Consider the following 18,579-nt stretch of genomic DNA (forward strand, 5'->3'; position numbering starts at 1 on the left):
TGTCCCATTCCACGATCAAGATCATCAGCGAGCTTTGTGCGTTCGTACGTCTACTGTTCGGCGAGCGCCCGCAGGCGGCTCAGCGCCCGGTGCTGGGCCACCCGCACCGCCCCCGGGGACATCCCCAGCATCTGCCCGGTCTCCTCGGCCGTGAGGCCGACGGCGATCCTGAGCAGAAGCAGCTCGCGCTGGTTCTCCGGAAGGTTGGCGAGGAGCTTCTTGGCCCACTCCGCGTCGCTGCTGAGCAGCGCGCGCTCCTCCGGGCCCAGCGAGTCGTCGGGCCGCTCGGGCATCTCGTCGGAGGGCACGGCGGTGGAACCGGGATGGCGCATCGCGGCGCGCTGCAGATCGGCCACCTTGTGCGCGGCGATCGCGAAGACGAACGCCTCGAAGGGGCGTCCCGTGTCCTTGTAGCGCGGCAGGGCGAGCAGGACGGCGACGCAGACCTCCTGCGCCAGGTCCTCCACGAAGTGGCGAGCATCACCCGGCAGCCGGGACAGCCGGGTGCGGCAGTAACGCAGCGCGAGAGGGTGCACGTGTGCGAGAAGGTCGTGCGTGGCCTGCTCGTCGCCCTCTACGGCACGGAGGACGAGGGCACCGATCACCGTCGTCCTGTCATCACGCATCGGTCCATGGTGCCTTGGCGGCGACTGATTCGTCGCACCGCGTCCGTAGTTGTGCACTGAAGCGTTATGAGCAGGTGCGCCGGAACTCATCTCCTGCGCCCTCCCCTCCCGCTCGATCGACTCGTCCCCGAGGAACTCCACACCTCAAGGATGCGGCATCGGCCGCGAAGCGACGGCAACCGCTCCCGAGGAGGGGTGCGGCGGGTGCCCGTCGCCCCGCCCACCGCACGGCGGGCGGGGAGCGCCGCGCCCCCCGCTGCGGCACACTCAGCGGACCAGGCCCCAGCGGAATCCGAGCGCCACCGCGTGCGCCCGGTCCGAGGCGCCGAGCTTCTTGAAGAGCCGCCTGGCGTGCGTCTTCACCGTGTCCTCGGAGAGGAAGAGCTCGCGCCCGATCTCCGCGTTCGAACGGCCGTGACTCATGCCTTCGAGGACCTGGATCTCGCGCGCGGTGAGCGTGGGCGCGGCGCCCATCTCGGCCGAGCGCAGTCTGCGCGGGGCGAGCCGCCACGTCGGGTCGGCGAGCGCCTGGGTGACCGTCGCGCGCAGCTCGGCGCGCGAGGCGTCCTTGTGCAGATAGCCGCGGGCACCGGCGGCGACCGCGAGCGCGACCCCGTCGAGATCCTCGGCGACGGTGAGCATGATGATGCGCGCACCGGGGTCGGCGGACAGCAGCCGCCGGACGGTCTCCACGCCGCCCAGACCGGGCATGCGTACGTCCATCAGAATCAGGTCCGAGCGGTCGGCGCCCCAGCGGCGGAGGACTTCCTCGCCGTTGGCCGCCGTCGTCACACGCTCGACGCCGGGTACGGTCGCGACCGCTCGGCGGAGCGCCTCTCGGGCAAGCGGGGAGTCGTCGCAGACGAGGACGGATGTCATGACTGTCCTCCGCGGCTCTCACAGCTGCTGCGCGTCACCTTGAGCCTCCAGGCTGGTACATATTCGTCACCTGTGCGGTTGACGCTCTCGGACACCTGCCCGAGCGCTTTTTCTCTCAACCGCCTCGCACTCTCAACGACGGTCACCCGAAAGAGTTACGGGGCAGTCAGCCATCTTCGGCACTCTACGTGAGGGCGCGGACACAGTGCAGTGCGCGTGGGACACCCTCAACGTTTCATCACAAGCCATGCCCCGTTTAGCGCCTTTTCTTCCCATTTCACGGTGTCTATGGCTAGATTCGCAATGAGTCATATTTTCATCTCCTTAGACAGTAGATGTACCGTGATGACGGTCATGGGCACCGTATCCGCCTCAGAACGGCTTCAAGGGGACCAGTAATGGCAGACTTCTCCCGCCTTCCCGGACCGAACGCGGACCTGTGGGACTGGCAGCTCCTCGCGGCCTGCCGCGGGGTCGACAGCTCCCTCTTCTTCCATCCGGAGGGCGAGCGGGGCGCGGCGCGCAGCGCGCGAGAGAACTCCGCCAAGGAGGTCTGCATGCGGTGCCCGGTGCGCGCGGAGTGCGCCGCTCACGCGCTCGCGGTGCGCGAGCCGTACGGCGTGTGGGGCGGGCTGACCGAGGACGAGCGCGAAGAACTCATGGGGCGGGCACGCAACCGCCTGGTCACGGCGTCCGCGTCGGCGGGCGGGACCGTGCCACACCACTGAAGGAACGTTTCTTCAGGAACGTTTCCCCGTCAGCGGGCCGCGGCCCGCGCGAGGTGGTCCAGCGTGGCGGCGACGGCCGGTACCTGCGCCAGGTCCGGCAGCGTGAGCGCGACGATCTCCCGCCGCACCACCGGCTCCACCGTCACTGTGCGTGCACCCCTCGGGCGTACCGACTCGATCGCCAGCTCGGGCAGCACCGCCACTCCCAGGCCGGCGCCCACCAGGCCGATCACCGCCGGATAGTCGTCGGTCGCGAAGTCGATCCGGGGCACGAAGCCCGCGACCTCGCAGACCTCCACCAACTGCCTGCGGCAACGCGGGCAGCCCGCGATCCACGGTTCGTCGGCGAACTCCCCGATCGTGACCGCTTCCGCCTCGGCGAGCCGGTGCCCCTCGGGCACGAGGCCGACGAGCCGGTCCGCGAGCAACGGGCGTACGACGAGGTCGTCCCACTCCTCGGCTTCGCGCCGCCCCTCGTACCGGAACGCCAGCGCCACGTCGCAGTCGCCCTCGCGCAGCATCTCCACCGAGCGCGGCGGTTCGGCCTCCACGAGGGAGACGCGCGTGCCCGGGTGGGCCGCGCGCAGCGCCGCGAGGGCGCCGGGGACCAGCGTCGAGCTGCCGCTGGGGAAGGAGACGAGCCGGACCCGGCCCGCGCGCAGCCCCGCGATCGCGGCGACCTCCTCCTCCGCGGCGGTGAGCCCGGCGAGGATGCCCGCGGCGTGCCGGACCAGGGCCTCGCCCGCCTGCGTCAGGCGCATCTCGCGGCCGGTGCGGATCAGCAGCGGCGTACCCGTGGAGGATTCGAGGGCCTTCATCTGCTGGCTGACGGCGGGCTGGGTGCAGCCGAGCTCGCGGGCCGCGGCCGAGAAGGAGCCGGTGGCGGCCACGGCGCGCAGGACACGGAGGTGACGGGCCTCGATCATCCTTCGAGCATAAGCGACCCTTGGGTGTGGCGCGAAATATCGCATGGCGCCTTTGAGGGCTGCCCGCATACCCTGCCGGGTCATGAAGCTTCTCTCTGTGAATCTGGGCCGCTACCGCGCCGTCGACTACACCGACGCACCCTCCGGCGGCACCGCCATCGACAAGCGCCCGGCGCCGGGGCCGGTCCAGGTGACCGCGCCGGGCGCGAAGGGCGTCGGCGGCAGCGGGCTCGCCGGTGACGAGGTCTGCGACATGCGCCATCACGGCGGTGACGACCAAGCGGTGTACGCCTTCGCCCGCGAGGACCTCGACGCGTGGGAGCGCATGCTCGGGCGGCCCCTGGCGGACGGCTCCTTCGGCGAGAACCTCACGACGTCCGGGCTCGACGTGAACGGCGCGAAGATAGGCGAGCGCTGGCGGATCGGCCCCGATCTGGTGCTCGAAGTGACGAGCGGACGCATCCCCTGCCGTACGTTCCAGGGGCACCTCGGCGAGAAGGGGTGGGTGAAGCGGTTCACTCAGGAAGGCGCTCCCGGGGCCTATCTGCGGGTGATCGAGCCCGGTGAGATCCGGGCCGGGGACGCCATCGAGATCGTGCACCGACCTGAGCACGAGGTCACCGTCGGCCTCCAGTTCCGGGCCGTCACGACGGCGCAGGAGCTGCTGCCGCGGCTGCTCGCCGCGGGTGAGGCGCTGCATCCCGAGGTGGCCGAGCGGGCGCGCAAGTACGTGGCGCAGTACGGCGCGCGAGCCTCGTGACCCCGGGGCGTGACGTGCGCGCGAGCCTCGTGATCAGCGGGCGCGCGCGAGCCTCGTGACCCGGGGGCGCGGCATGTGCGCGATTACGGCCGTGGCCGGATCTCACTAGCCTTGGGCCATGACTACGGCTCTGATTACGGGATCAACCGCCGGCATCGGCGCCGCCTTCGCGCGACGCCTCGCCGGTGGCGGCCACAACCTCGTCCTGGTGGCGCGCGACACCAAACGGCTGCGCGAGCAGGCGACCGAGCTGCACGACCGGCACGGCATCGAGGCGGAGGTGCTCACGGCGGACCTCTCGACGGACGACGGCATCGAAGCCGTCGAGAAGCGGCTCTCGAACCGCAGGGACCCCGTCGACCTGCTGATCAACAACGCCGGGTTCGGCAACAAGGGCCGGTACCTGGAGGTCTCGCTGCGCGATGAGCTGACCATGCTCAAGGTGCACTGCGAGGCGGTGCTCCGGCTGACCTCGGCGGCGACGGAGTCCATGCGGGAGCGCGGCCGGGGCGGGGTGGTGAACGTCGCCTCGGTGGCGGCGTTCGTGCCGCGCGGGACGTACGGCGCCTCGAAGGCGTGGGTCGTGCAGTTCACCCAGGGCGCGGCGAAGGACCTGGCGGGCAGCGGGGTGCGGCTGATGGCGCTCTGCCCCGGCTTCGTCCGTACGGAGTTCCACGAGCGCGCCGGGATGGGGACGTCCAACATCCCCAACTGGCTGTGGCTCGACGCGGACAAGCTGGTCGCGACGGCGCTGGTCGACTTGGCGCGGGGCAAGACCGTGTCGGTGCCGGACCCGCGGTACAAGGCGCTGATGGGCATGGTGAAGGTGACGCCGAGGGCGCTCCTGGGTGGCGTCACGTCCCGCACGGGCCGCAAGTACGGCCCGCAATAAGGCTTGAGCGGGGGCGGCGAAGCCGGAAAACCCGGAAAACACTGAGGCCCGGCTCCCCGAAAGGAGAGTCGGGCCTCAGTGACCGTTCAGAGAGAGCGCACCGGTCAGTGCGAGTGACCGTGGCCGTGGCCGTGGCCCGCGTCCGCCTCTTCGTCCGCCGGCTTCTCGACGACCAGCGTCTCGGTCGTCAGCAGCAGGGAAGCGATCGACGCGGCGTTCTCCAGCGCGGAGCGCGTGACCTTGACCGGGTCGATGACGCCGGCCTTGACCAGGTCGCCGTACTCGCCGGTCGCGGCGTTGAAGCCGAAGTTCTTGTCGAGCTCGGCGACCTTGGAGGTGATGACGTAACCCTCCAGGCCGGCGTTCTCGGCGATCCAGCGCAGCGGCTCGACGGCGGCGCGGCGGACGACGGCCACACCGGTGGCCTCGTCGCCGGTCTTGCCGAGGTTGCCCTCCAGGACCTTCACGGCGTGGACGAGCGCGGAGCCACCACCGGAGACGATGCCCTCCTCGACCGCGGCGCGGGTCGCGGAGATGGCGTCCTCCAGACGGTGCTTCTTCTCCTTCAGCTCCACCTCGGTGGCGGCGCCGACCTTGATCACGCACACGCCGCCGGCCAGCTTCGCGAGGCGCTCCTGGAGCTTCTCGCGGTCCCAGTCGGAGTCCGTGGCGTCGATCTCGGCCTTGATCTGGTTGACGCGGCCCTCGACGTCGGCCTTGTTGCCGCCGCCGTCGACGATCGTGGTGTCGTCCTTGGTGATGGTGACGCGGCGGGCGGTGCCGAGCACGTCGAGACCGACCTGGTCGATCTTGAGGCCGACCTCTTCGGCGATGACGGTCGCACCGGTGAGGGTGGCCATGTCGCCGAGCATCGCCTTGCGGCGGTCGCCAAAGCCGGGGGCCTTCACCGCGACGGCGTTGAAGGTGCCGCGGATCTTGTTCACGACCAGGGTCGACAGGGCCTCGCCCTCGACGTCCTCGGCGATGATCAGGAGCGGCTTCGAGGAGTTGGCCTGGATGACCTTCTCGAGCAGCGGCAGGAGGTCCTGGATGGAGGAGATCTTGCCCTGGTGGATCAGGATGTACGGGTCGTCGAGGACGGCCTCCATACGCTCCTGGTCGGAGACCATGTACGGCGACAGGTAGCCCTTGTCGAAGGCCATGCCCTCGGTGAAGTCGAGCTCCAGGCCGAAGGTGTTGGACTCCTCGACGGTGATGACACCGTCCTTGCCGACCTTGTCCATCGCCTCGGCGATGAGCTCGCCGACCTGCGGGTCCTGGGCCGACAGACCGGCGACGGCCGCGATGTCGGCCTTGTCGTCGATCGGACGGGCGGTGGCGAGGAGCTCCTCGGAGACGGCCGCGACGGCGGCGTCGATGCCCTTCTTCAGGGCGGCCGGGGAGGCGCCGGCGGCGACGTTGCGCAGGCCCTCCTTGACCAGGGCCTGGGCGAGCACGGTGGCGGTGGTGGTGCCGTCACCAGCGATGTCGTTGGTCTTGGTCGCCACCTCCTTCACCAGCTGGGCGCCGAGGTTCTCGTACGGGTCCTCGACCTCGACCTCACGGGCGATGGTGACACCGTCGTTGGTGATGGTGGGGGCGCCGAACTTCTTGTCGATGACGACGTTGCGGCCGCGGGGGCCGATCGTCACCTTGACCGTGTCGGCAAGCTTGTTGACGCCGCGCTCAAGGGCGCGACGGGCGTCCTCGTCGAACTTCAGGATCTTCGCCATGGGAGCGATTCAGCCCTCTCGAAAACTCGGGTGAACGAACCGCGCCCCTCGCCGCCCGGCAATCAGCGGGGTGACCAGGGGCGCAGCTCAAAGCAATTCTGCTGGTGAAGTGGTTACTTCTCGACGATCGCGAGCACGTCGCGAGCCGAGAGGACGAGGTACTCCTCGCCGTTGTACTTCACCTCGGTGCCGCCGTACTTGCTGTACAGCACGATGTCGCCGGTCTTCACGTCAAGCGGCAGGCGCTCGCCGTTCTCGAAGCGGCCCGGGCCCACGGCCAGGACGACGCCCTCCTGGGGCTTCTCCTTGGCGGTGTCCGGAATGACCAGGCCGGAGGCCGTGGTCTGCTCGGCGTCGAGCGGCTGGACCACAATGCGGTCCTCGAGCGGCTTGATGGCAACCTTGGAGCTGGTGGTCGTCACGATCCGGTCTCCCCCTTCGGAGATCTCACGGGGTTAACAGTCTTAGGTGTGGCGACCAGGTGGATCCGTCGTCGCGGGTGCCGGACCTGCCCGTCGCTGTTGGCACTCTCCAACGGGGAGTGCCAGAAGCGAGACTAGGACGGCGATTAGCACTCGGTCAAGCGGAGTGCCAATCGGCTGCGTCGGTTTTACGGGGCGGGGGTGCCCCTTGGCGGGGCGGACGGGGCACTGGCCTTGCCTGGGCAACGACTTTTCCGGGGCCGGGGTTCCTTCGGAGAGGTCTCGGCAGCGCGCGGCCACCTTGTTTCCCGTTGCCCCGCGTCCGCCCCGCGGAACACCTGCCCGCAGGCAGGTTCTTCCTTGCGAGGCAGTTTCTCCGCCGCTTTGCGGCCCAGCCGTTCGATCGGGTCGACCGATTCCGCGCAGGACGTCAGCAGCGCGGGCGCGAGTACTCCGCACAGGAGCGCCCCCGCGAGGAGGCGGCGGCGCGCTCGCGCCCGCCGGGTCACAGGTAGTCCTCCAGCCTGGCCACCGCGTAACCCTTGTCCGTGACCGTCTTCATGACGCGGCGGACCATGTCGGGCATGGTGCCCTTCCAGTCCTCGAGACCCCGGAAGTGGGTGAGGATGATGTCGCCGGGGTGCAGGTCGCGGTCCCACTCGCGCCACTCCATGCGGTCGGGGAAGGCCTCCGAGGCCCACAGCGGCACCGCCTTGATGCCGCAGGCCTTGGCGGCGCGCAGCGTGTTCTTGTTGTAGTTGCCGTACGGCGGCCGGAAGAGTTCGGGCCGCTTGCCGTAGCGCTTCTCGATGACGTCCTGCATGCCGCAGATCTCGCGGAGCTGACGCCCGTACGAGAGTCCGGGCATATAGCGGTGGTTGAGGGTGTGGTTGTTCAGGGAGACACCGCGGTCCCGCATCTTCCTGAAGTAGCGGTAGTCCTCCTTGACCAGGTAGTTGCTGAGGAAGGCCGTGTACGGAATCTTCAGGTCGCTCATCATTCTCAGCAGCGCCGGGTCCTTCTCGGCGCCGTCGTCGATGGTCAGGAAGACGACCTTCCGCTTGGTCGGGATCGTCGTGAAGACCGGCGGCAGCTTGGCATGGCCCTTGACCTGGAAGCCCTTGCGGGTCTTGATCTTCGGCTTGACCGCGGGCGGGGCGGGCGCGGCCAGCGGCGTCTTGGCGAGGCCCCAGCGCTTGGCGGCCGCGACGCGTGCGGCCCGGGCGGCGGCGAGCTGCTGGGCGTAGGAGTCGAGGGCGCGGGCGGGCGGGGCCTGGAGGCGCTGCTGGCCATGGACCGGCTTCACGGCGTCGGGGCCGCCCCCGGGACCACCCGCGGGGACGCCCTCGTATGCGCAGCCCGGGGCGATCGCCGTGACGGTCAGCGCCGCCGCCACGAAACGCGTCCGATTCTTCCGTCTTACGGTGGATTCCTCGTTTTGTCGTACTAGTTGCATGGCGCCGGATCCTCCCAGCTCACGCCCCTGCCCAGGGGCCGACACCGCCGCCGGCCGCGCACCATCCACCGACTGGCCCACAATGGGGCAGGTGAACGACCCGAACACGCCGAGCGCCCCGGACACCCCCGACGCCCTCGCCGCCTTCTCCGCCCTGCTCACCGCCGAGGGCCGGGCCCTGCTCGACGAGGTGCGGGACGTCGAACCCGCGCAGGAGCTGGCCGCGGCCACCCGGCTGCGCCGCGATCACCCGGCGCCGCTGGTCTCGGCCGCCCTCGCCCAGGCGCACCTGCGCCGCCGGGCCGCGGCGAAGTTCGGCGCCGAGGACGCGGCCCGGATGTTCTTCACGCCGAACGGGGTCGAGCAGTCCACCCGCGCCTCCGTCGCCACGCACCGCGCCGAGAGCTTCAAGGCGCTGGGAGTGCGCTCCCTCGCCGACCTCTGCTGCGGCATCGGCGGCGACGCGATCGCCCTCGCGCGGGCCGGAATCTCCGTGCTCGCCGTCGACCGCTCCCCGCTGACCTGCGCGGTCGCCCGCGCCAACGCGGAGGCGCTCGGCCTCGCCGACCTGATCGAGGTCCGGGAGGCCGATGTCACGGACGTCGACACATCGGCGTACGACGCCGTCTTCGTGGACCCGGCGCGGCGCTCCTCCAAGCGCGGCCGCATCTTCGACCCCGAGTCCTACTCCCCGCCCCTGTCCTGGGCGGTCGAGGCGGCCCGCAAGGCCCCGCGCGCCGCGCTGAAGATCGCCCCCGGCATCCCGCACGAGGCGGTCCCCGCCGAGGCCGAGGCCGAGTGGATCTCGGACGGCGGGGACGTGAAGGAGGCCGTGCTGTGGTTCGGCACGGGCTCCCCCGCCTCGCACCGCGCGACGCTCCTGCCCCGGAACGTCTCCCTGTGGAGCTCGCTCGACGCGATGCTGCCCGACCCCCAGGTCCGGCCCGTGGGGCGGTACCTGTACGAGCCGGACGGCGCCGTCATCCGCGCGCACCTGGTCGCCGAGGTCGCGGCCCGGGTCGACGGCGGACTGATCGACGAGACCATCGCGTACGTCACCTCCGACGTGCTGCGGGCGACGCCGTACGCGGTGGCGTACGAGATCACCGATCAGCTCCCCTTCGGCGTGAAGAAGCTGAAGGCGCTGCTGCGTGAGCGGGGGGTCGGGATCCTGACGGTGAAGAAGCGGGGCTCGGCGGTGGAACCGGAGGAACTGCGCCGCAAGGTGAAGCCACAGGGCAAGAACGCGGCGACGGTGTTCCTGACGCGGGTGGCGGGGGCGCCGACGATGCTGATCGGGCAGCCGGTCGATTCCAGCCCCTCCGGCGTTTGAGGAGCGGGGTCCGCAGCGGAGCCCCGAGACGGCACGCCACAGGGGCGGCGCCTGCCCAGGAACCCCGGGCGGAGCCCTGACGCCGCCGCCCGCTCGAACTCCGCCCGCGCCTCCGCGGACCGCCCGAGCCGTTCAAGGAGGTCCCCCACGTGCCAGGCTCCCCGCATGCCCTTCGACCACAACGACCACTACCACCCGCTGCTCCTGCGCCGGCTGCCGCCGGGCGGCCGCACCGCCCTGGACGTCGGCTGCGGCACCGGCCGCTTCGCCCGCCGTCTCGCGGCGCGCGGCTACGAGGTCGACGCGATCGACCCGTCCGCCGAGGTCATCGCCGCGGCCGAGGAAGCCGGCGGCGGCCCCCGCTACCGGCGGGCGGACGTGACCGAGGAGGAGCTGCCCGAGGGCCGCTACGACGTCATCACGTGCCTGGCGAGCCTGCACCACATGCCGTTCACCACGGTCACGCGCCTGCGCGCCGCACTCGCCCCCGGCGGCACCCTGCTCGTCCTCGGCTGCTACCGCGGGGCGACGTGGTGGGACCCCGTGGCGTCCCCCGTGAACGCCGTGGCACGGATGGCGGTCTACGCGGGCGAGCGGCTGCGCGGCGAACCGAAGCCGCCGCTCAAGGCGCCCGTACGGCAGCCGGACATGACGCTCCCCCAGGTCCGCGCGGAGGCGGCCCGCCTCCTGCCTGGCGGCAGCGTGCGGCACCTGCTCCTCTGGCGGTACCTGCTGACGTACCGGAACCGCTGAACGTCAGCCCGCGTCGACCGACTCGAACCGCCAGCGGTGCACCGCCCGCGTCACCAACTCCGCCGTCGGCTCCGGCAGTTCCGGCAGCTCGGCGTCGTACGCGGCATCCCACCAGGTGACGACGAGGACCCGGTCCCGCGGCGCCCGGAAGTGCTCACGCCGGACCGGCTCACCGGCCAGCCGCTGCGCCCGCGCCCACGCGAGCAGCTCCTCGCCACGCCCTTCGACGGCGCGGGCCTCCCACATCAGCGCGACGGTCACGGGTACAGGTTCTCCTTGCTGACCTCGTGCACGTGATCGTGGGTGTGCGTATGCGTGTGCCCCGGCACGTGCGGTTCCGTCACCGGCAGCGAGGAGTCCGCCGACAGGTCCCAGGAGGACGCCGCACGGTTGCGCGCCACCATCTCCGCGCCGAGGGCGGCGACCATCGCGCCGTTGTCCGTGCACAGCTTCGGGCGCGGCACGCGAAGCCGGATCCCGGCCTTCTCGCACCGCTCCTGCGCGAGCGCGCGCAGCCGCGAGTTGGCGGCCACGCCGCCGCCGATCATCAGATGGTCCACGCCCTCGTCCTTGCAGGCCCGCACGGCCTTGCGGGTCAGCACGTCGACGACCGCCTCCTGGAAGGACGCCGACACGTCCCGCACCGGCACCTCCTCACCCGCGGCCCGCTTCGCCTCGATCCAGCGGGCGACGGACGTCTTGAGCCCGGAGAAGGAGAAGTCGTACGCGGGGTCGCGGGGCCCTGTCAGACCGCGCGGGAAGGCGATGGCGGTCGGGTCGCCCTCGCGCGCGTACCGGTCGATGACGGGGCCGCCGGGGAAGCCGAGGTTCAGTACCCTCGCGATCTTGTCGAAGGCCTCGCCCGCCGCGTCGTCGATGGTCGAGCCGAGGGGCCGTACATCGGAGGTGATGTCGGCGGAGAGCAGCAGGGAGGAGTGGCCGCCGGAGACCAGGAGCGCCATGGTCGGCTCGGGCAGCGGCCCGTGCTCCAGCTGGTCCACGCAGATGTGCGAGGCGAGGTGGTTGACGCCGTACAGCGGCTTGCCGAGCGCGTACGCGTACGCCTTGGCCGCCGACACCCCGACGAGCAGCGCGCCCGCGAGCCCGGGACCGGCGGTCACCGCGATGCCGTCGAGGTCCTTCGCGCTCACCCCCGCTTCCTTCAGGGCGCGGTCGATGGTCGGCACCATCGCTTCGAGGTGCGCGCGGGAGGCGACCTCGGGCACGACACCGCCGAACCGGGCGTGCTCGTCGACGCTGGAGGCGACGGCGTCGGCGAGCAGCGTGGTGCCGCGGACGATGCCGACGCCCGTCTCGTCGCAGGAGGTCTCGATGCCGAGGACGAGGGGTTCGTCGCGCGAGTCAGCCATGAATCTCGGTTCCTTGTACGCCGGATACGGGGGTGGAGGGATCGGTGCGGCGCATGACCAGGGCATCTACATTGCCGGGCTGGTAGTAGCCGCGCCGGAAGCCGATGGGCTCGAAGCCGAAGCGTTCGTACAGCTTCTGCGCCCGGGTGTTGTCGACCCGCACTTCGAGCATGACCTCGGCGCACTCGAAGGCGGTCGCGGCCTGGAGCAGGTCGGTGAGGAGCCGGGCGCCGAGCCCGGTGCCCCAGTGGTCGCGGGCGACGGCGATGGTCTGGACGTCGGCGAGGTCGCCCGCGGCGGCGAGTCCCGCGTACCCGACGAGGCGGTCGCCGTCCACGGCCGCCACGTAGCGCCGGGTGGCGAGCGGCCCGCGCGCGTGGGCCAGCTCGGACCAGAACATGCCGCGCGACCAGGCGTCGTCCGGGAAGAGCTCCTTCTCCAGGGCGAACACCGCGTCGATGTCCCACCAGCGCATCTCGCGCAGCACGGCGGGCTCGGTCACGTCGGTCACCTCGGTCGCATCGGTCGCCTCGGTCACTTGGGGGTGACCACCTTGTAGTTCTTCGGCACCTGCGCGTCGGGCCGGCGCAGATAGAGCGGCCGGGGCTCAAGGAGCGCCTCGCCCGCGGCGAGCTTCTCGGCGGCCAGCGAGGCGAGCGCCGCCGCCGAGACGTGCTCGGGGGCGCGGGCGTCCGGGAAGATGTCGGGGTAGAGCAGCGCGCCCGCGCCGACCACGGGCAGCCCCTCGGCCTCGGCGGCGATGTCCGCGGGCCGGTCGACCGCGGGCTCGCTCACTCTCGTACGTACGTTGTCGTAGCGCGCCCAGTAGACCTCTTTGCGGCGGGCGTCGGTGGCCACCACGAAGGGGCCGTCCTCGATCCCGCTGGCGTACGCCAGGCCGTCCAGCGTGCATACGCCGTGCACGGGTACGCCGAGCGCGAGGCCGAACGTGTCGGCGGTCATCAGGCCGACGCGCAGCCCGGTGTAGGGGCCGGGGCCCACGCCGACGACGATGCCGGTGACGGCGTCGAGTCTCAGGCCGGCGTCGGCGAGCACACGGTCGACGGCCGGGAGCAGCAGTTCCCCGTGACGGCGGGCGTCCACCTGGCTCGCCTGGGCCACGACGGCGGAACCGTCGTGCAGGGCCACGGTGACGGCGGGCGTTGCGGTATCAAGAGCGAGCAAGAGCACGCGAACAGCCTACGGCTCCGGCGCCCGGCGCACGGCCGCCCCGGGATGTGCGGTGCCTGCTGCTACCGTCACTCCGTAGCCGTACGCAGTACGAAAAGGTGGGTGGCGCAAGGTGTCAAGGAGCAGCTCGGGATTTGTGGCCGGGCTCACCGCCGCCGCGGTCGCCGCGGTCGGCTTCCTGGCCTATCAGGCCTCGGCCAACGTGCCGGACAGCCTCTCCAAGCGCCCCGAGAAGTCCCCCGCCGCCTCCGCCCCGCGCGCCCCCAAGGACAAGGCGAACCCGACGGCCGTGCCCGCGCCCTCCGGCGCGGGCGAGCGGGTCGTGTACTCCCTGCGCGACGACCGCGTCTGGCTGGTCGAGCCCTCCGGGAAGGTGCGGATGACGTTCAAGGTGACGCCGGGCTCGGTCGACCCGGCGCCGGGCACCTACCGCGTCGGCTCCCGCTCGGGCTCCGTCACCGGTACGGACGGCGTGCCGGTCGAGCACGTCGTGCGCTTCACGAGCGTAGACGGGATCACGATCGGCTTCAGCGCGGCGCTCGACGGCGCGACGCCGAAACCGGACCCGTCGAAGAAGACGGGCGGCATCCGCGAGTCGCGGGCGCACGGCAACGCGATGTGGGAGTTCGCGCTGCACGGCAAGAAGGTCGTCGTCGTTCCCTGAGTCGGCGTTCCCCGGTCAGTGGGACGGACGGCCCTACTCCGTAGAGGCGCCGTCGGCCGGCGCCGGATCGCGCGGCGGTGTGGAGACCGCGGTCGCGGCGGCGCAGGACGCCAGCAGTTCACTCATCGACGGGGGCGGGAAGCCCGAGACGGCCAGAGGTCCCGGCAGGCCGCGCGGCGGCCGCGGTGGTGCCTTCGCGTCACGTTCTGAAGCCGACATGGATGCCTCCTGGGCTCCCGGGGGCAGACGTGGTTAGGTAGACCTAACCAGTACCGGTACCCATGTGACCACGCGCGGCGTACGCGACGCAACATCTTGCCGACGACTTGTCGGAACCTTCGGGTGAACGCACCGGATCCGCGACGCCTAGGCCGCCAGCGACGCCAGATCCGCGCCCGACCACCGCTCACCGAGCCCGGTCAGCGTCACCTCGCGCACCTCGTCCGTCGTGTCGCCCACGGCGCGGTCGATGACGACGTGCAGCCGGTCGTCCGACAGCTCCTCGACCTTGCCGTCGCCCCACTCCACGACGATCACCGATTCGGGCAGCGAGACGTCGAGGTCCAGGTCCTCCATCTCGTCGAGCCCGCCACCCAGGCGGTACGCGTCGACGTGCACCAGCGCGGGCCCCTCGCCGAGCGGCGGGTGGACGCGGGCGATGACGAAGGTCGGTGAGGTGACGGCGCCGCGCACGCCGAGGCCCTCGCCGAGGCCGCGGGTCAGCGTCGTCTTGCCGGCGCCCAGCTCGCCGGTGAGCATGACGAGGTCGCCGGGGTGCAGGAGTTTCGCCAGGCGGCGACCCAACTCGCCCATCTGTTCGGGGGAGTTGACGGTGATCGTGAGTACGTTGGCGGGGGCCTGGTGGTGCGGTGCTTCCATACCGCCCACGTTAGCCGCTGGTCGACCCCGCGTCGGCCGCCGCCCGCTCGACGCCCGCCCTGGCCAGCAGCTCCGCGAGCCGGTCCGTGACCACCTCGGGGTGCTCCAGCATGACCAGGTGCCCGGCGTCCGGGACCAGGACCAGCTCGGCGTCCGGCAGCAGGGCCGCGATCGCCTCGCTGTGCTCGCTCGGCGTGACCAGGTCCTTCGCCCCGGCCAGCACCAGCACCGGCAGCTCGGTGAAGTGCCGGAGCGCCGCCGCCTTGTCGTGCTCGTTGAACGCCGGATAAAACTCCGCGACCACGTCGATCGGCGTCGACTCGATCATCCGCTCGGCGAACCGCGCGATCGCCGGGTCCACGTCCCTGCGCGAGAACGAGTAGCGCTTGATGACCCCTGCGAAGAGGTCGGCGGTGGCCCGCCGCCCCCGCTCCACCAGCTCGGCCTGCGAGCCGAGCGCCCGCAGCACGCCGGGCAGCACCCGCCGGACCGCGTTCACCCCGGCCGCCGGGAGCCCGAAATTCACCTGACCGAGCTGCCCCGACGACGTACCGACGAGGGCGACGCCCACGACGCGCTCCCGGACCAGCTCCGGGAACTGGTCGGCCAGGGCCATGGTCGTCATACCGCCCATGGAGTGCCCGACGAGGACGAGCGGCCCCTCGGGCGCGGCCGCGTCGATGACGGCCTTCAGATCGCGCCCCAACTGGTCGATGGAGACCGGCACACCCCGCTCCACCTGGTCGACGCCGCGCCCGGAGCGGGCGTGGCTGCGCTGGTCCCAGTAGACGGCGCGGACCACGCCGCGCAGGGCGGCCCGCTGGAAGTGCCAGGAGTCCTGGCTCAGGCAGTAGCCGTGGCTGAAGACGACGGTGACGGGCGCGGGAGCGCGGCGCCCGAAGAACCTCCGCCCGCGCGCACCCCGCCCACTGCCCGTCCCGACCCCTTCGCCCCCTACACCCTCTTCGCCCTCTTCGACTTCGTACGAAAGCTCCGTGCCGTCGTCCGCGTACGCCGTGCCCGGCATGCCGCGCAGCGAGCCGTACGGCCCCGCGGCGTCGAGCGCCAGGCGGGCCTTCTTGCGCATGCCGCGGCCGACCGTGAGCCGCTCGATGGCGACCCCCGCGGCCGCACCGGCGGCGATGACGCCGAGAGCGGCACCGGCCACCCCGGCCCGGCGCCAGTTCCCGGCCGCGGCGGCGACCTCCGTCACCGCCTCTGTCACGGCTTCCGTCACCGCTTCCGCCGCGGCGGCCCCCGTGGTGCTCTCGCTCACGTGCCGCTCCTAGTCAGTGGTCGGACCGCTCGTTCACATCTCTCCGATGCCGAGCCGCTCATTCACATAGACGCGCGGGACACGCGATCCGATGCGGGTGACGATCTCGTACGCGATGGTGCCCGCGGCCTGCGCCCAGTCCTCGGCGGTCGGCTCGCCGCGGTCGCCGGGCCCGAACAGCACCGCCTCGGCGCCCACTTCGGGCTCGTCCCCGCCGAGGTCGACCACGAACTGGTCCATCGCCACGCGGCCCGCGACCGTCCGCCACTTGCCGTCGACGAGCACCGGGGCCGTACCGGAGGCGTGGCGCGGAATGCCGTCGCCGTACCCCGCCGGGACGAGGCCGAGGGTCGTGTCGCCCGGGGTGACGTACTGATGCCCGTAACCGACGCCGTGACCCCCCGGAGCGTGCTTCACATGGGCGAGCGAGGCGGTGAGCCTCATCACGGGCCGCAGCCCGAACTCCTCGGGGCTGCCCACCTCGGGGCTCGGCGAGACGCCGTACATCGCGATGCCGGGCCGTACGAGATCGAAGTGGGCGTCCGGGAGCGTGAGCGTGGCCGGAGAGTTGGCGATGTGCCGCACCTCGGGGCGTATCCCCTGGTCCTCGGCGTACGCCACCATCTCGCGGAAGACGGAGAGCTGGGCGGCGATCGACGGGTGCCCCGGCTCGTCGGCGCACGCGAAGTGCGACCAGAGGCCGGTGACGGCGACGAGCCCATCGGCCTCGGCGCGCAGCGACTCGGCGACCAGCTCGGGCCAGTCGGCCGGCAAGCAGCCGTTGCGCCCGAGACCCGTGTCGGCCTTGAGCTGGACGCGCGCGGTGCGGCCCGCCTCGCGGGCGGCCGCCGTCACCTCACGCAGCGCCCACACCGCGCTCACCGACATGTCCAGACCGGCCTCGACGCCCTCGCGCCAGGGCCCGCCCGGTGTCCACAGCCAGCACATGATCCGCCCCGGCAGACCCGCGGCACGCAGGGCCAGGGCCTCCTCCGGCGTCGCGGTACCGATCCAGGCGGCACCCGCCTGGACGGCGGCCCTGGCGCAGGGCACCGCTCCGTGGCCGTACCCGTCGGCCTTCACCACGGCCATGAACGCGGCGTCCGGCGCGTGGGCGCGCAGCGAGCGCACGTTGGCGCGGAGGGCGCCGAGGTCGATCTCGGCGCGGACACGGAAAGGGGCTGTCTCGTTCATCGCGCCCAGTCTCTCAGAGCCGCCACAGGCCGGATCAGTCCGGCCTCCGTACGTCCCTCCACGCACCCGGAATCGCATCGGCCACGTCCTGTGCCGCCACCGGTGCGCCGTCCGCCGCGCGGCGCGCGGCCAGGCCGTGCAGGTATGCGCCGACCGAACCCGCGTCCCGCGCGTCGAGGCCCGCCGCGAGCAGGGAGCCCGCAAGGCCGGAGAGCACGTCGCCGCTGCCCGCGGTGGCGAGCCAGGGGGTGCCGGTGGGGTTGACGCGTACGGCGCGCTCCGTCGGGGCGACCAGCGTCGTGGAGCCCTTCAGCAGAACGGTCGCGCCGAACCGCCCCGCCAGCTCGCGCGCGGCGGAGAGCCGGCCCGCCTCCACCTCGGCGCGGGAAACGCCCAGAAGGGCGGCGGCCTCCCCGGCATGCGGCGTGAGCAGCGTCGGCGCGCGCCGCGCCCGCACCTCCCGCTCCCCCGCGAGCCGCAGCCCGTCCGCGTCGATCAGTACGGGCACATCGGCGTCGACCACGTCCCGCAGCCGCTCCTCGTCGTCCCCGAGCCCGGGGCCCACGACCCAGGCCTGCACCCGCCCCGCCTTCGACGGCGGCCCCGCCGACACCAGGGCCTCGGGGAACCTCGCGATGACGGCGTCCGCGGCAGGCCCCACGTACCGGACCGCGCCCGCGCCGCCACGCAGCGCGCCCGCCACGCAGAGCACGGCGGCGCCCGGGTACCGCGCGGAGCCGGCGACGATCCCGACGACGCCGCGCCGGTACTTGTCGCTCTCGCCGCTCGGCTCGGGCAGCAGCCTCGCCACATCGACGTACTGAAGAGCCTCCAACACCCCCTCGTCCGCAGGCAGTTCGATCCCGATGCCGACGAGCCGCACCACACCGGCGTACTCGTGTCCCGGATCGATCAGCAGCCCCGGCTTGTACGCCCCGAAGGTCACCGTCACATCGGCGCGCACCGCCTCGCCGCGCACCTCGCCCGTGTCCGCGTCGACGCCGCTCGGCAGGTCCACGGCGACGACCAGGGCGTTCCGCGCGGCGGCGACGAGCCGGGCGGCGCGCTCGCGAAGTCCGCCGCGCCCCCCGATGCCCACGATTCCGTCCACGACCAGCCGGGACGAGGCGACCACGCCCTCCGCCCTCGCCTCGTCCCCGTCCACGATCACGCCCCCGGCGGCCCGCAGCGCGGCGAGCCCGCCGGGGTGGGTGCGGTCGGGGGCGAGCAGCACCGCGCTGACTCCCGCCCCGCGCCGGGCCAGCCTCGCCCCGGCGTACAGGGCGTCGCCGCCGTTGTCCCCGCTGCCCACCAGCAGCGTGACCCGCGCGCCGTACACCTTGCCGAGCAGCCGCGCGCACTCGGCGGCCAGGCCGGCCGCCGCCCTCCGCATCAGCGCTCCCTCGGGCCCCCGGCCCATGGCCTCCCGCTCCGCGCCCCTGACACTCTCCACGCCATACGCAGTCCGCATCCCTCCAGTCTCCCCCGCCGCCGGTG

Annotated in this window: 21 protein-coding genes; 6 read left to right on the top strand and 15 right to left on the bottom strand. The window is 72.2% G+C overall.

All coding sequences use genetic code 11. The features are described 5' to 3' along the window. Positions 1–50: 50 nt before the first annotated feature. Entirely contained in the window at positions 51–626 is a 576-nt protein-coding gene (locus tag ACWDZ7_RS01290; RefSeq protein WP_451793891.1) for a sigma-70 family RNA polymerase sigma factor, read from the bottom strand. 267 nt (positions 627–893) lie between these two features. Beyond that, positions 894–1,505: a response regulator transcription factor gene (locus ACWDZ7_RS01295; protein ID WP_003948568.1), complete on the bottom strand. Its 612-nt coding sequence runs from the start codon at positions 1,503–1,505 to the stop codon at positions 894–896. A gap of 398 nt (positions 1,506–1,903) precedes the next feature. On the opposite strand from ACWDZ7_RS01295, the gene ACWDZ7_RS01300 reads away from it, so the two are divergent. Further along, entirely contained in the window at positions 1,904–2,233 is a 330-nt protein-coding gene (locus ACWDZ7_RS01300; RefSeq protein ID WP_451793892.1) for a WhiB family transcriptional regulator, read from the top strand. A 29-nt stretch (positions 2,234–2,262) separates the two neighbouring features. Here ACWDZ7_RS01300 and ACWDZ7_RS01305 read toward each other — a convergent pair whose 3' ends face one another. Then, positions 2,263–3,159, bottom strand: a complete 897-nt coding sequence (locus tag ACWDZ7_RS01305) for a LysR family transcriptional regulator (RefSeq protein WP_451793893.1) — start codon at positions 3,157–3,159, stop codon at positions 2,263–2,265. An 82-nt stretch (positions 3,160–3,241) separates the two neighbouring features. On the opposite strand from ACWDZ7_RS01305, the gene ACWDZ7_RS01310 reads away from it, so the two are divergent. Both ACWDZ7_RS01310 and ACWDZ7_RS01315 read left to right on the top strand, forming a co-directional pair. Further along, complete coding sequence (locus tag ACWDZ7_RS01310) at positions 3,242–3,919, top strand: MOSC domain-containing protein (protein ID WP_451793895.1); 678 nt, start codon at positions 3,242–3,244, stop codon at positions 3,917–3,919. A gap of 118 nt (positions 3,920–4,037) precedes the next feature. Then, positions 4,038–4,811 carry an SDR family NAD(P)-dependent oxidoreductase gene (locus ACWDZ7_RS01315; RefSeq protein ID WP_451518110.1) on the top strand — a complete coding sequence of 258 codons (774 nt, stop codon included), beginning with the start codon at positions 4,038–4,040 and terminating at the stop codon, positions 4,809–4,811. 104 nt (positions 4,812–4,915) lie between these two features. Here ACWDZ7_RS01315 and groL read toward each other — a convergent pair whose 3' ends face one another. The 3 genes from groL to ACWDZ7_RS01330 form a co-directional block, all read right to left on the bottom strand. Next, positions 4,916–6,544 (bottom strand): chaperonin GroEL, encoded by a 1,629-nt coding sequence (gene groL, locus ACWDZ7_RS01320; protein WP_451793897.1) that lies wholly within the window; start codon positions 6,542–6,544, stop codon positions 4,916–4,918. Between the two features lie 113 nt (positions 6,545–6,657). Further along, positions 6,658–6,966, bottom strand: coding sequence for a co-chaperone GroES (gene groES, locus ACWDZ7_RS01325; RefSeq protein WP_017239619.1), 309 nt, complete (start codon positions 6,964–6,966; stop codon positions 6,658–6,660). 505 nt (positions 6,967–7,471) lie between these two features. Continuing rightward, entirely contained in the window at positions 7,472–8,422 is a 951-nt protein-coding gene (locus tag ACWDZ7_RS01330) for a polysaccharide deacetylase family protein (RefSeq protein WP_451793898.1), read from the bottom strand. Between the two features lie 82 nt (positions 8,423–8,504). On the opposite strand from ACWDZ7_RS01330, the gene ACWDZ7_RS01335 reads away from it, so the two are divergent. After that, positions 8,505–9,755, top strand: coding sequence for a class I SAM-dependent methyltransferase (locus ACWDZ7_RS01335; RefSeq protein WP_451793899.1), 1,251 nt, complete (start codon positions 8,505–8,507; stop codon positions 9,753–9,755). A gap of 165 nt (positions 9,756–9,920) precedes the next feature. Further along, positions 9,921–10,508 (top strand): class I SAM-dependent methyltransferase, encoded by a 588-nt coding sequence (locus tag ACWDZ7_RS01340; protein WP_451793900.1) that lies wholly within the window; start codon positions 9,921–9,923, stop codon positions 10,506–10,508. A 3-nt stretch (positions 10,509–10,511) separates the two neighbouring features. Here ACWDZ7_RS01340 and ACWDZ7_RS01345 read toward each other — a convergent pair whose 3' ends face one another. The 4 genes from ACWDZ7_RS01345 to tsaB are packed head-to-tail and all read right to left on the bottom strand — an operon-like array spanning position 10,512 to position 13,069. After that, a complete protein-coding gene (locus tag ACWDZ7_RS01345; RefSeq protein ID WP_451518104.1) occupies positions 10,512–10,769 on the bottom strand; it encodes a hypothetical protein in 258 nt (85 codons plus the stop codon). After that, positions 10,766–11,878, bottom strand: coding sequence for a tRNA (adenosine(37)-N6)-threonylcarbamoyltransferase complex transferase subunit TsaD (gene tsaD / locus ACWDZ7_RS01350; protein ID WP_451793901.1), 1,113 nt, complete (start codon positions 11,876–11,878; stop codon positions 10,766–10,768). The genes ACWDZ7_RS01345 and tsaD overlap by 4 nt, the downstream gene beginning before the upstream one ends. After that, positions 11,871–12,353 (bottom strand): ribosomal protein S18-alanine N-acetyltransferase, encoded by a 483-nt coding sequence (gene rimI, locus ACWDZ7_RS01355; RefSeq protein WP_451794151.1) that lies wholly within the window; start codon positions 12,351–12,353, stop codon positions 11,871–11,873. The genes tsaD and rimI overlap by 8 nt, the downstream gene beginning before the upstream one ends. A 59-nt stretch (positions 12,354–12,412) precedes the next feature. Beyond that, positions 12,413–13,069 (bottom strand): tRNA (adenosine(37)-N6)-threonylcarbamoyltransferase complex dimerization subunit type 1 TsaB, encoded by a 657-nt coding sequence (gene tsaB / locus ACWDZ7_RS01360; protein WP_451793903.1) that lies wholly within the window; start codon positions 13,067–13,069, stop codon positions 12,413–12,415. A gap of 112 nt (positions 13,070–13,181) precedes the next feature. On the opposite strand from tsaB, the gene ACWDZ7_RS01365 reads away from it, so the two are divergent. Continuing rightward, the gene (locus ACWDZ7_RS01365) at positions 13,182–13,733 is read left to right on the top strand and encodes a hypothetical protein (RefSeq protein ID WP_451793904.1); all 552 of its coding nucleotides are present in this window, start codon (positions 13,182–13,184) and stop codon (positions 13,731–13,733) included. A gap of 33 nt (positions 13,734–13,766) precedes the next feature. Here the strand turns inward: ACWDZ7_RS01365 and ACWDZ7_RS01370 are convergent, their stop codons facing one another. The 5 genes from ACWDZ7_RS01370 to ACWDZ7_RS01390 form a co-directional block, all read right to left on the bottom strand. Then, positions 13,767–13,952, bottom strand: coding sequence for a hypothetical protein (locus ACWDZ7_RS01370; RefSeq protein ID WP_451793905.1), 186 nt, complete (start codon positions 13,950–13,952; stop codon positions 13,767–13,769). A gap of 147 nt (positions 13,953–14,099) precedes the next feature. Beyond that, a complete protein-coding gene (gene tsaE, locus ACWDZ7_RS01375) occupies positions 14,100–14,612 on the bottom strand; it encodes a tRNA (adenosine(37)-N6)-threonylcarbamoyltransferase complex ATPase subunit type 1 TsaE (RefSeq protein ID WP_451793907.1) in 513 nt (170 codons plus the stop codon). A gap of 10 nt (positions 14,613–14,622) precedes the next feature. Next, a complete protein-coding gene (locus ACWDZ7_RS01380; RefSeq protein ID WP_451793908.1) occupies positions 14,623–15,888 on the bottom strand; it encodes an alpha/beta fold hydrolase in 1,266 nt (421 codons plus the stop codon). A gap of 33 nt (positions 15,889–15,921) precedes the next feature. Continuing rightward, on the bottom strand, positions 15,922–17,082 hold the full coding sequence (alr, locus tag ACWDZ7_RS01385; RefSeq protein ID WP_451793910.1) for an alanine racemase: 1,161 nt from the start codon (positions 17,080–17,082) through the stop codon (positions 15,922–15,924). 34 nt (positions 17,083–17,116) lie between these two features. Continuing rightward, the gene (locus ACWDZ7_RS01390) at positions 17,117–18,553 is read right to left on the bottom strand and encodes an NAD(P)H-hydrate dehydratase (protein ID WP_451793911.1); all 1,437 of its coding nucleotides are present in this window, start codon (positions 18,551–18,553) and stop codon (positions 17,117–17,119) included. Positions 18,554–18,579 lie beyond the last annotated feature (26 nt).

The organism is Streptomyces sp. NPDC003032, assembly GCF_053591415.1.

Excerpts from the sequence above, each read along its gene's own strand:
- ACWDZ7_RS01390 (WP_451793911.1), bottom strand. The coding sequence starts at position 18,553 with ATGCGGACTGCGTATGGCGTGGAGAGTGTCAGGGGCGCGGAGCGGGAG.
- groL (WP_451793897.1), bottom strand. The coding sequence starts at position 6,544 with ATGGCGAAGATCCTGAAGTTCGACGAGGACGCCCGTCGCGCCCTTGAG.
- rimI (WP_451794151.1), bottom strand. The coding sequence starts at position 12,353 with ATGCGCTGGTGGGACATCGACGCGGTGTTCGCCCTGGAGAAGGAGCTC.
- tsaD (WP_451793901.1), bottom strand. The coding sequence starts at position 11,878 with ATGGCTGACTCGCGCGACGAACCCCTCGTCCTCGGCATCGAGACCTCC.
- ACWDZ7_RS01315 (WP_451518110.1), top strand. The coding sequence starts at position 4,038 with ATGACTACGGCTCTGATTACGGGATCAACCGCCGGCATCGGCGCCGCC.
- ACWDZ7_RS01290 (WP_451793891.1), bottom strand. The coding sequence starts at position 626 with ATGCGTGATGACAGGACGACGGTGATCGGTGCCCTCGTCCTCCGTGCC.
- ACWDZ7_RS01330 (WP_451793898.1), bottom strand. The coding sequence starts at position 8,422 with ATGCAACTAGTACGACAAAACGAGGAATCCACCGTAAGACGGAAGAAT.
- ACWDZ7_RS01300 (WP_451793892.1), top strand. The coding sequence starts at position 1,904 with ATGGCAGACTTCTCCCGCCTTCCCGGACCGAACGCGGACCTGTGGGAC.
- alr (WP_451793910.1), bottom strand. The coding sequence starts at position 17,082 with ATGAACGAGACAGCCCCTTTCCGTGTCCGCGCCGAGATCGACCTCGGC.
- ACWDZ7_RS01305 (WP_451793893.1), bottom strand. The coding sequence starts at position 3,159 with ATGATCGAGGCCCGTCACCTCCGTGTCCTGCGCGCCGTGGCCGCCACC.
- ACWDZ7_RS01335 (WP_451793899.1), top strand. The coding sequence starts at position 8,505 with ATGGGGCAGGTGAACGACCCGAACACGCCGAGCGCCCCGGACACCCCC.
- ACWDZ7_RS01340 (WP_451793900.1), top strand. The coding sequence starts at position 9,921 with ATGCCCTTCGACCACAACGACCACTACCACCCGCTGCTCCTGCGCCGG.
- ACWDZ7_RS01310 (WP_451793895.1), top strand. The coding sequence starts at position 3,242 with ATGAAGCTTCTCTCTGTGAATCTGGGCCGCTACCGCGCCGTCGACTAC.
- tsaE (WP_451793907.1), bottom strand. The coding sequence starts at position 14,612 with ATGGAAGCACCGCACCACCAGGCCCCCGCCAACGTACTCACGATCACC.
- ACWDZ7_RS01370 (WP_451793905.1), bottom strand. The coding sequence starts at position 13,952 with ATGTCGGCTTCAGAACGTGACGCGAAGGCACCACCGCGGCCGCCGCGC.
- ACWDZ7_RS01295 (WP_003948568.1), bottom strand. The coding sequence starts at position 1,505 with ATGACATCCGTCCTCGTCTGCGACGACTCCCCGCTTGCCCGAGAGGCG.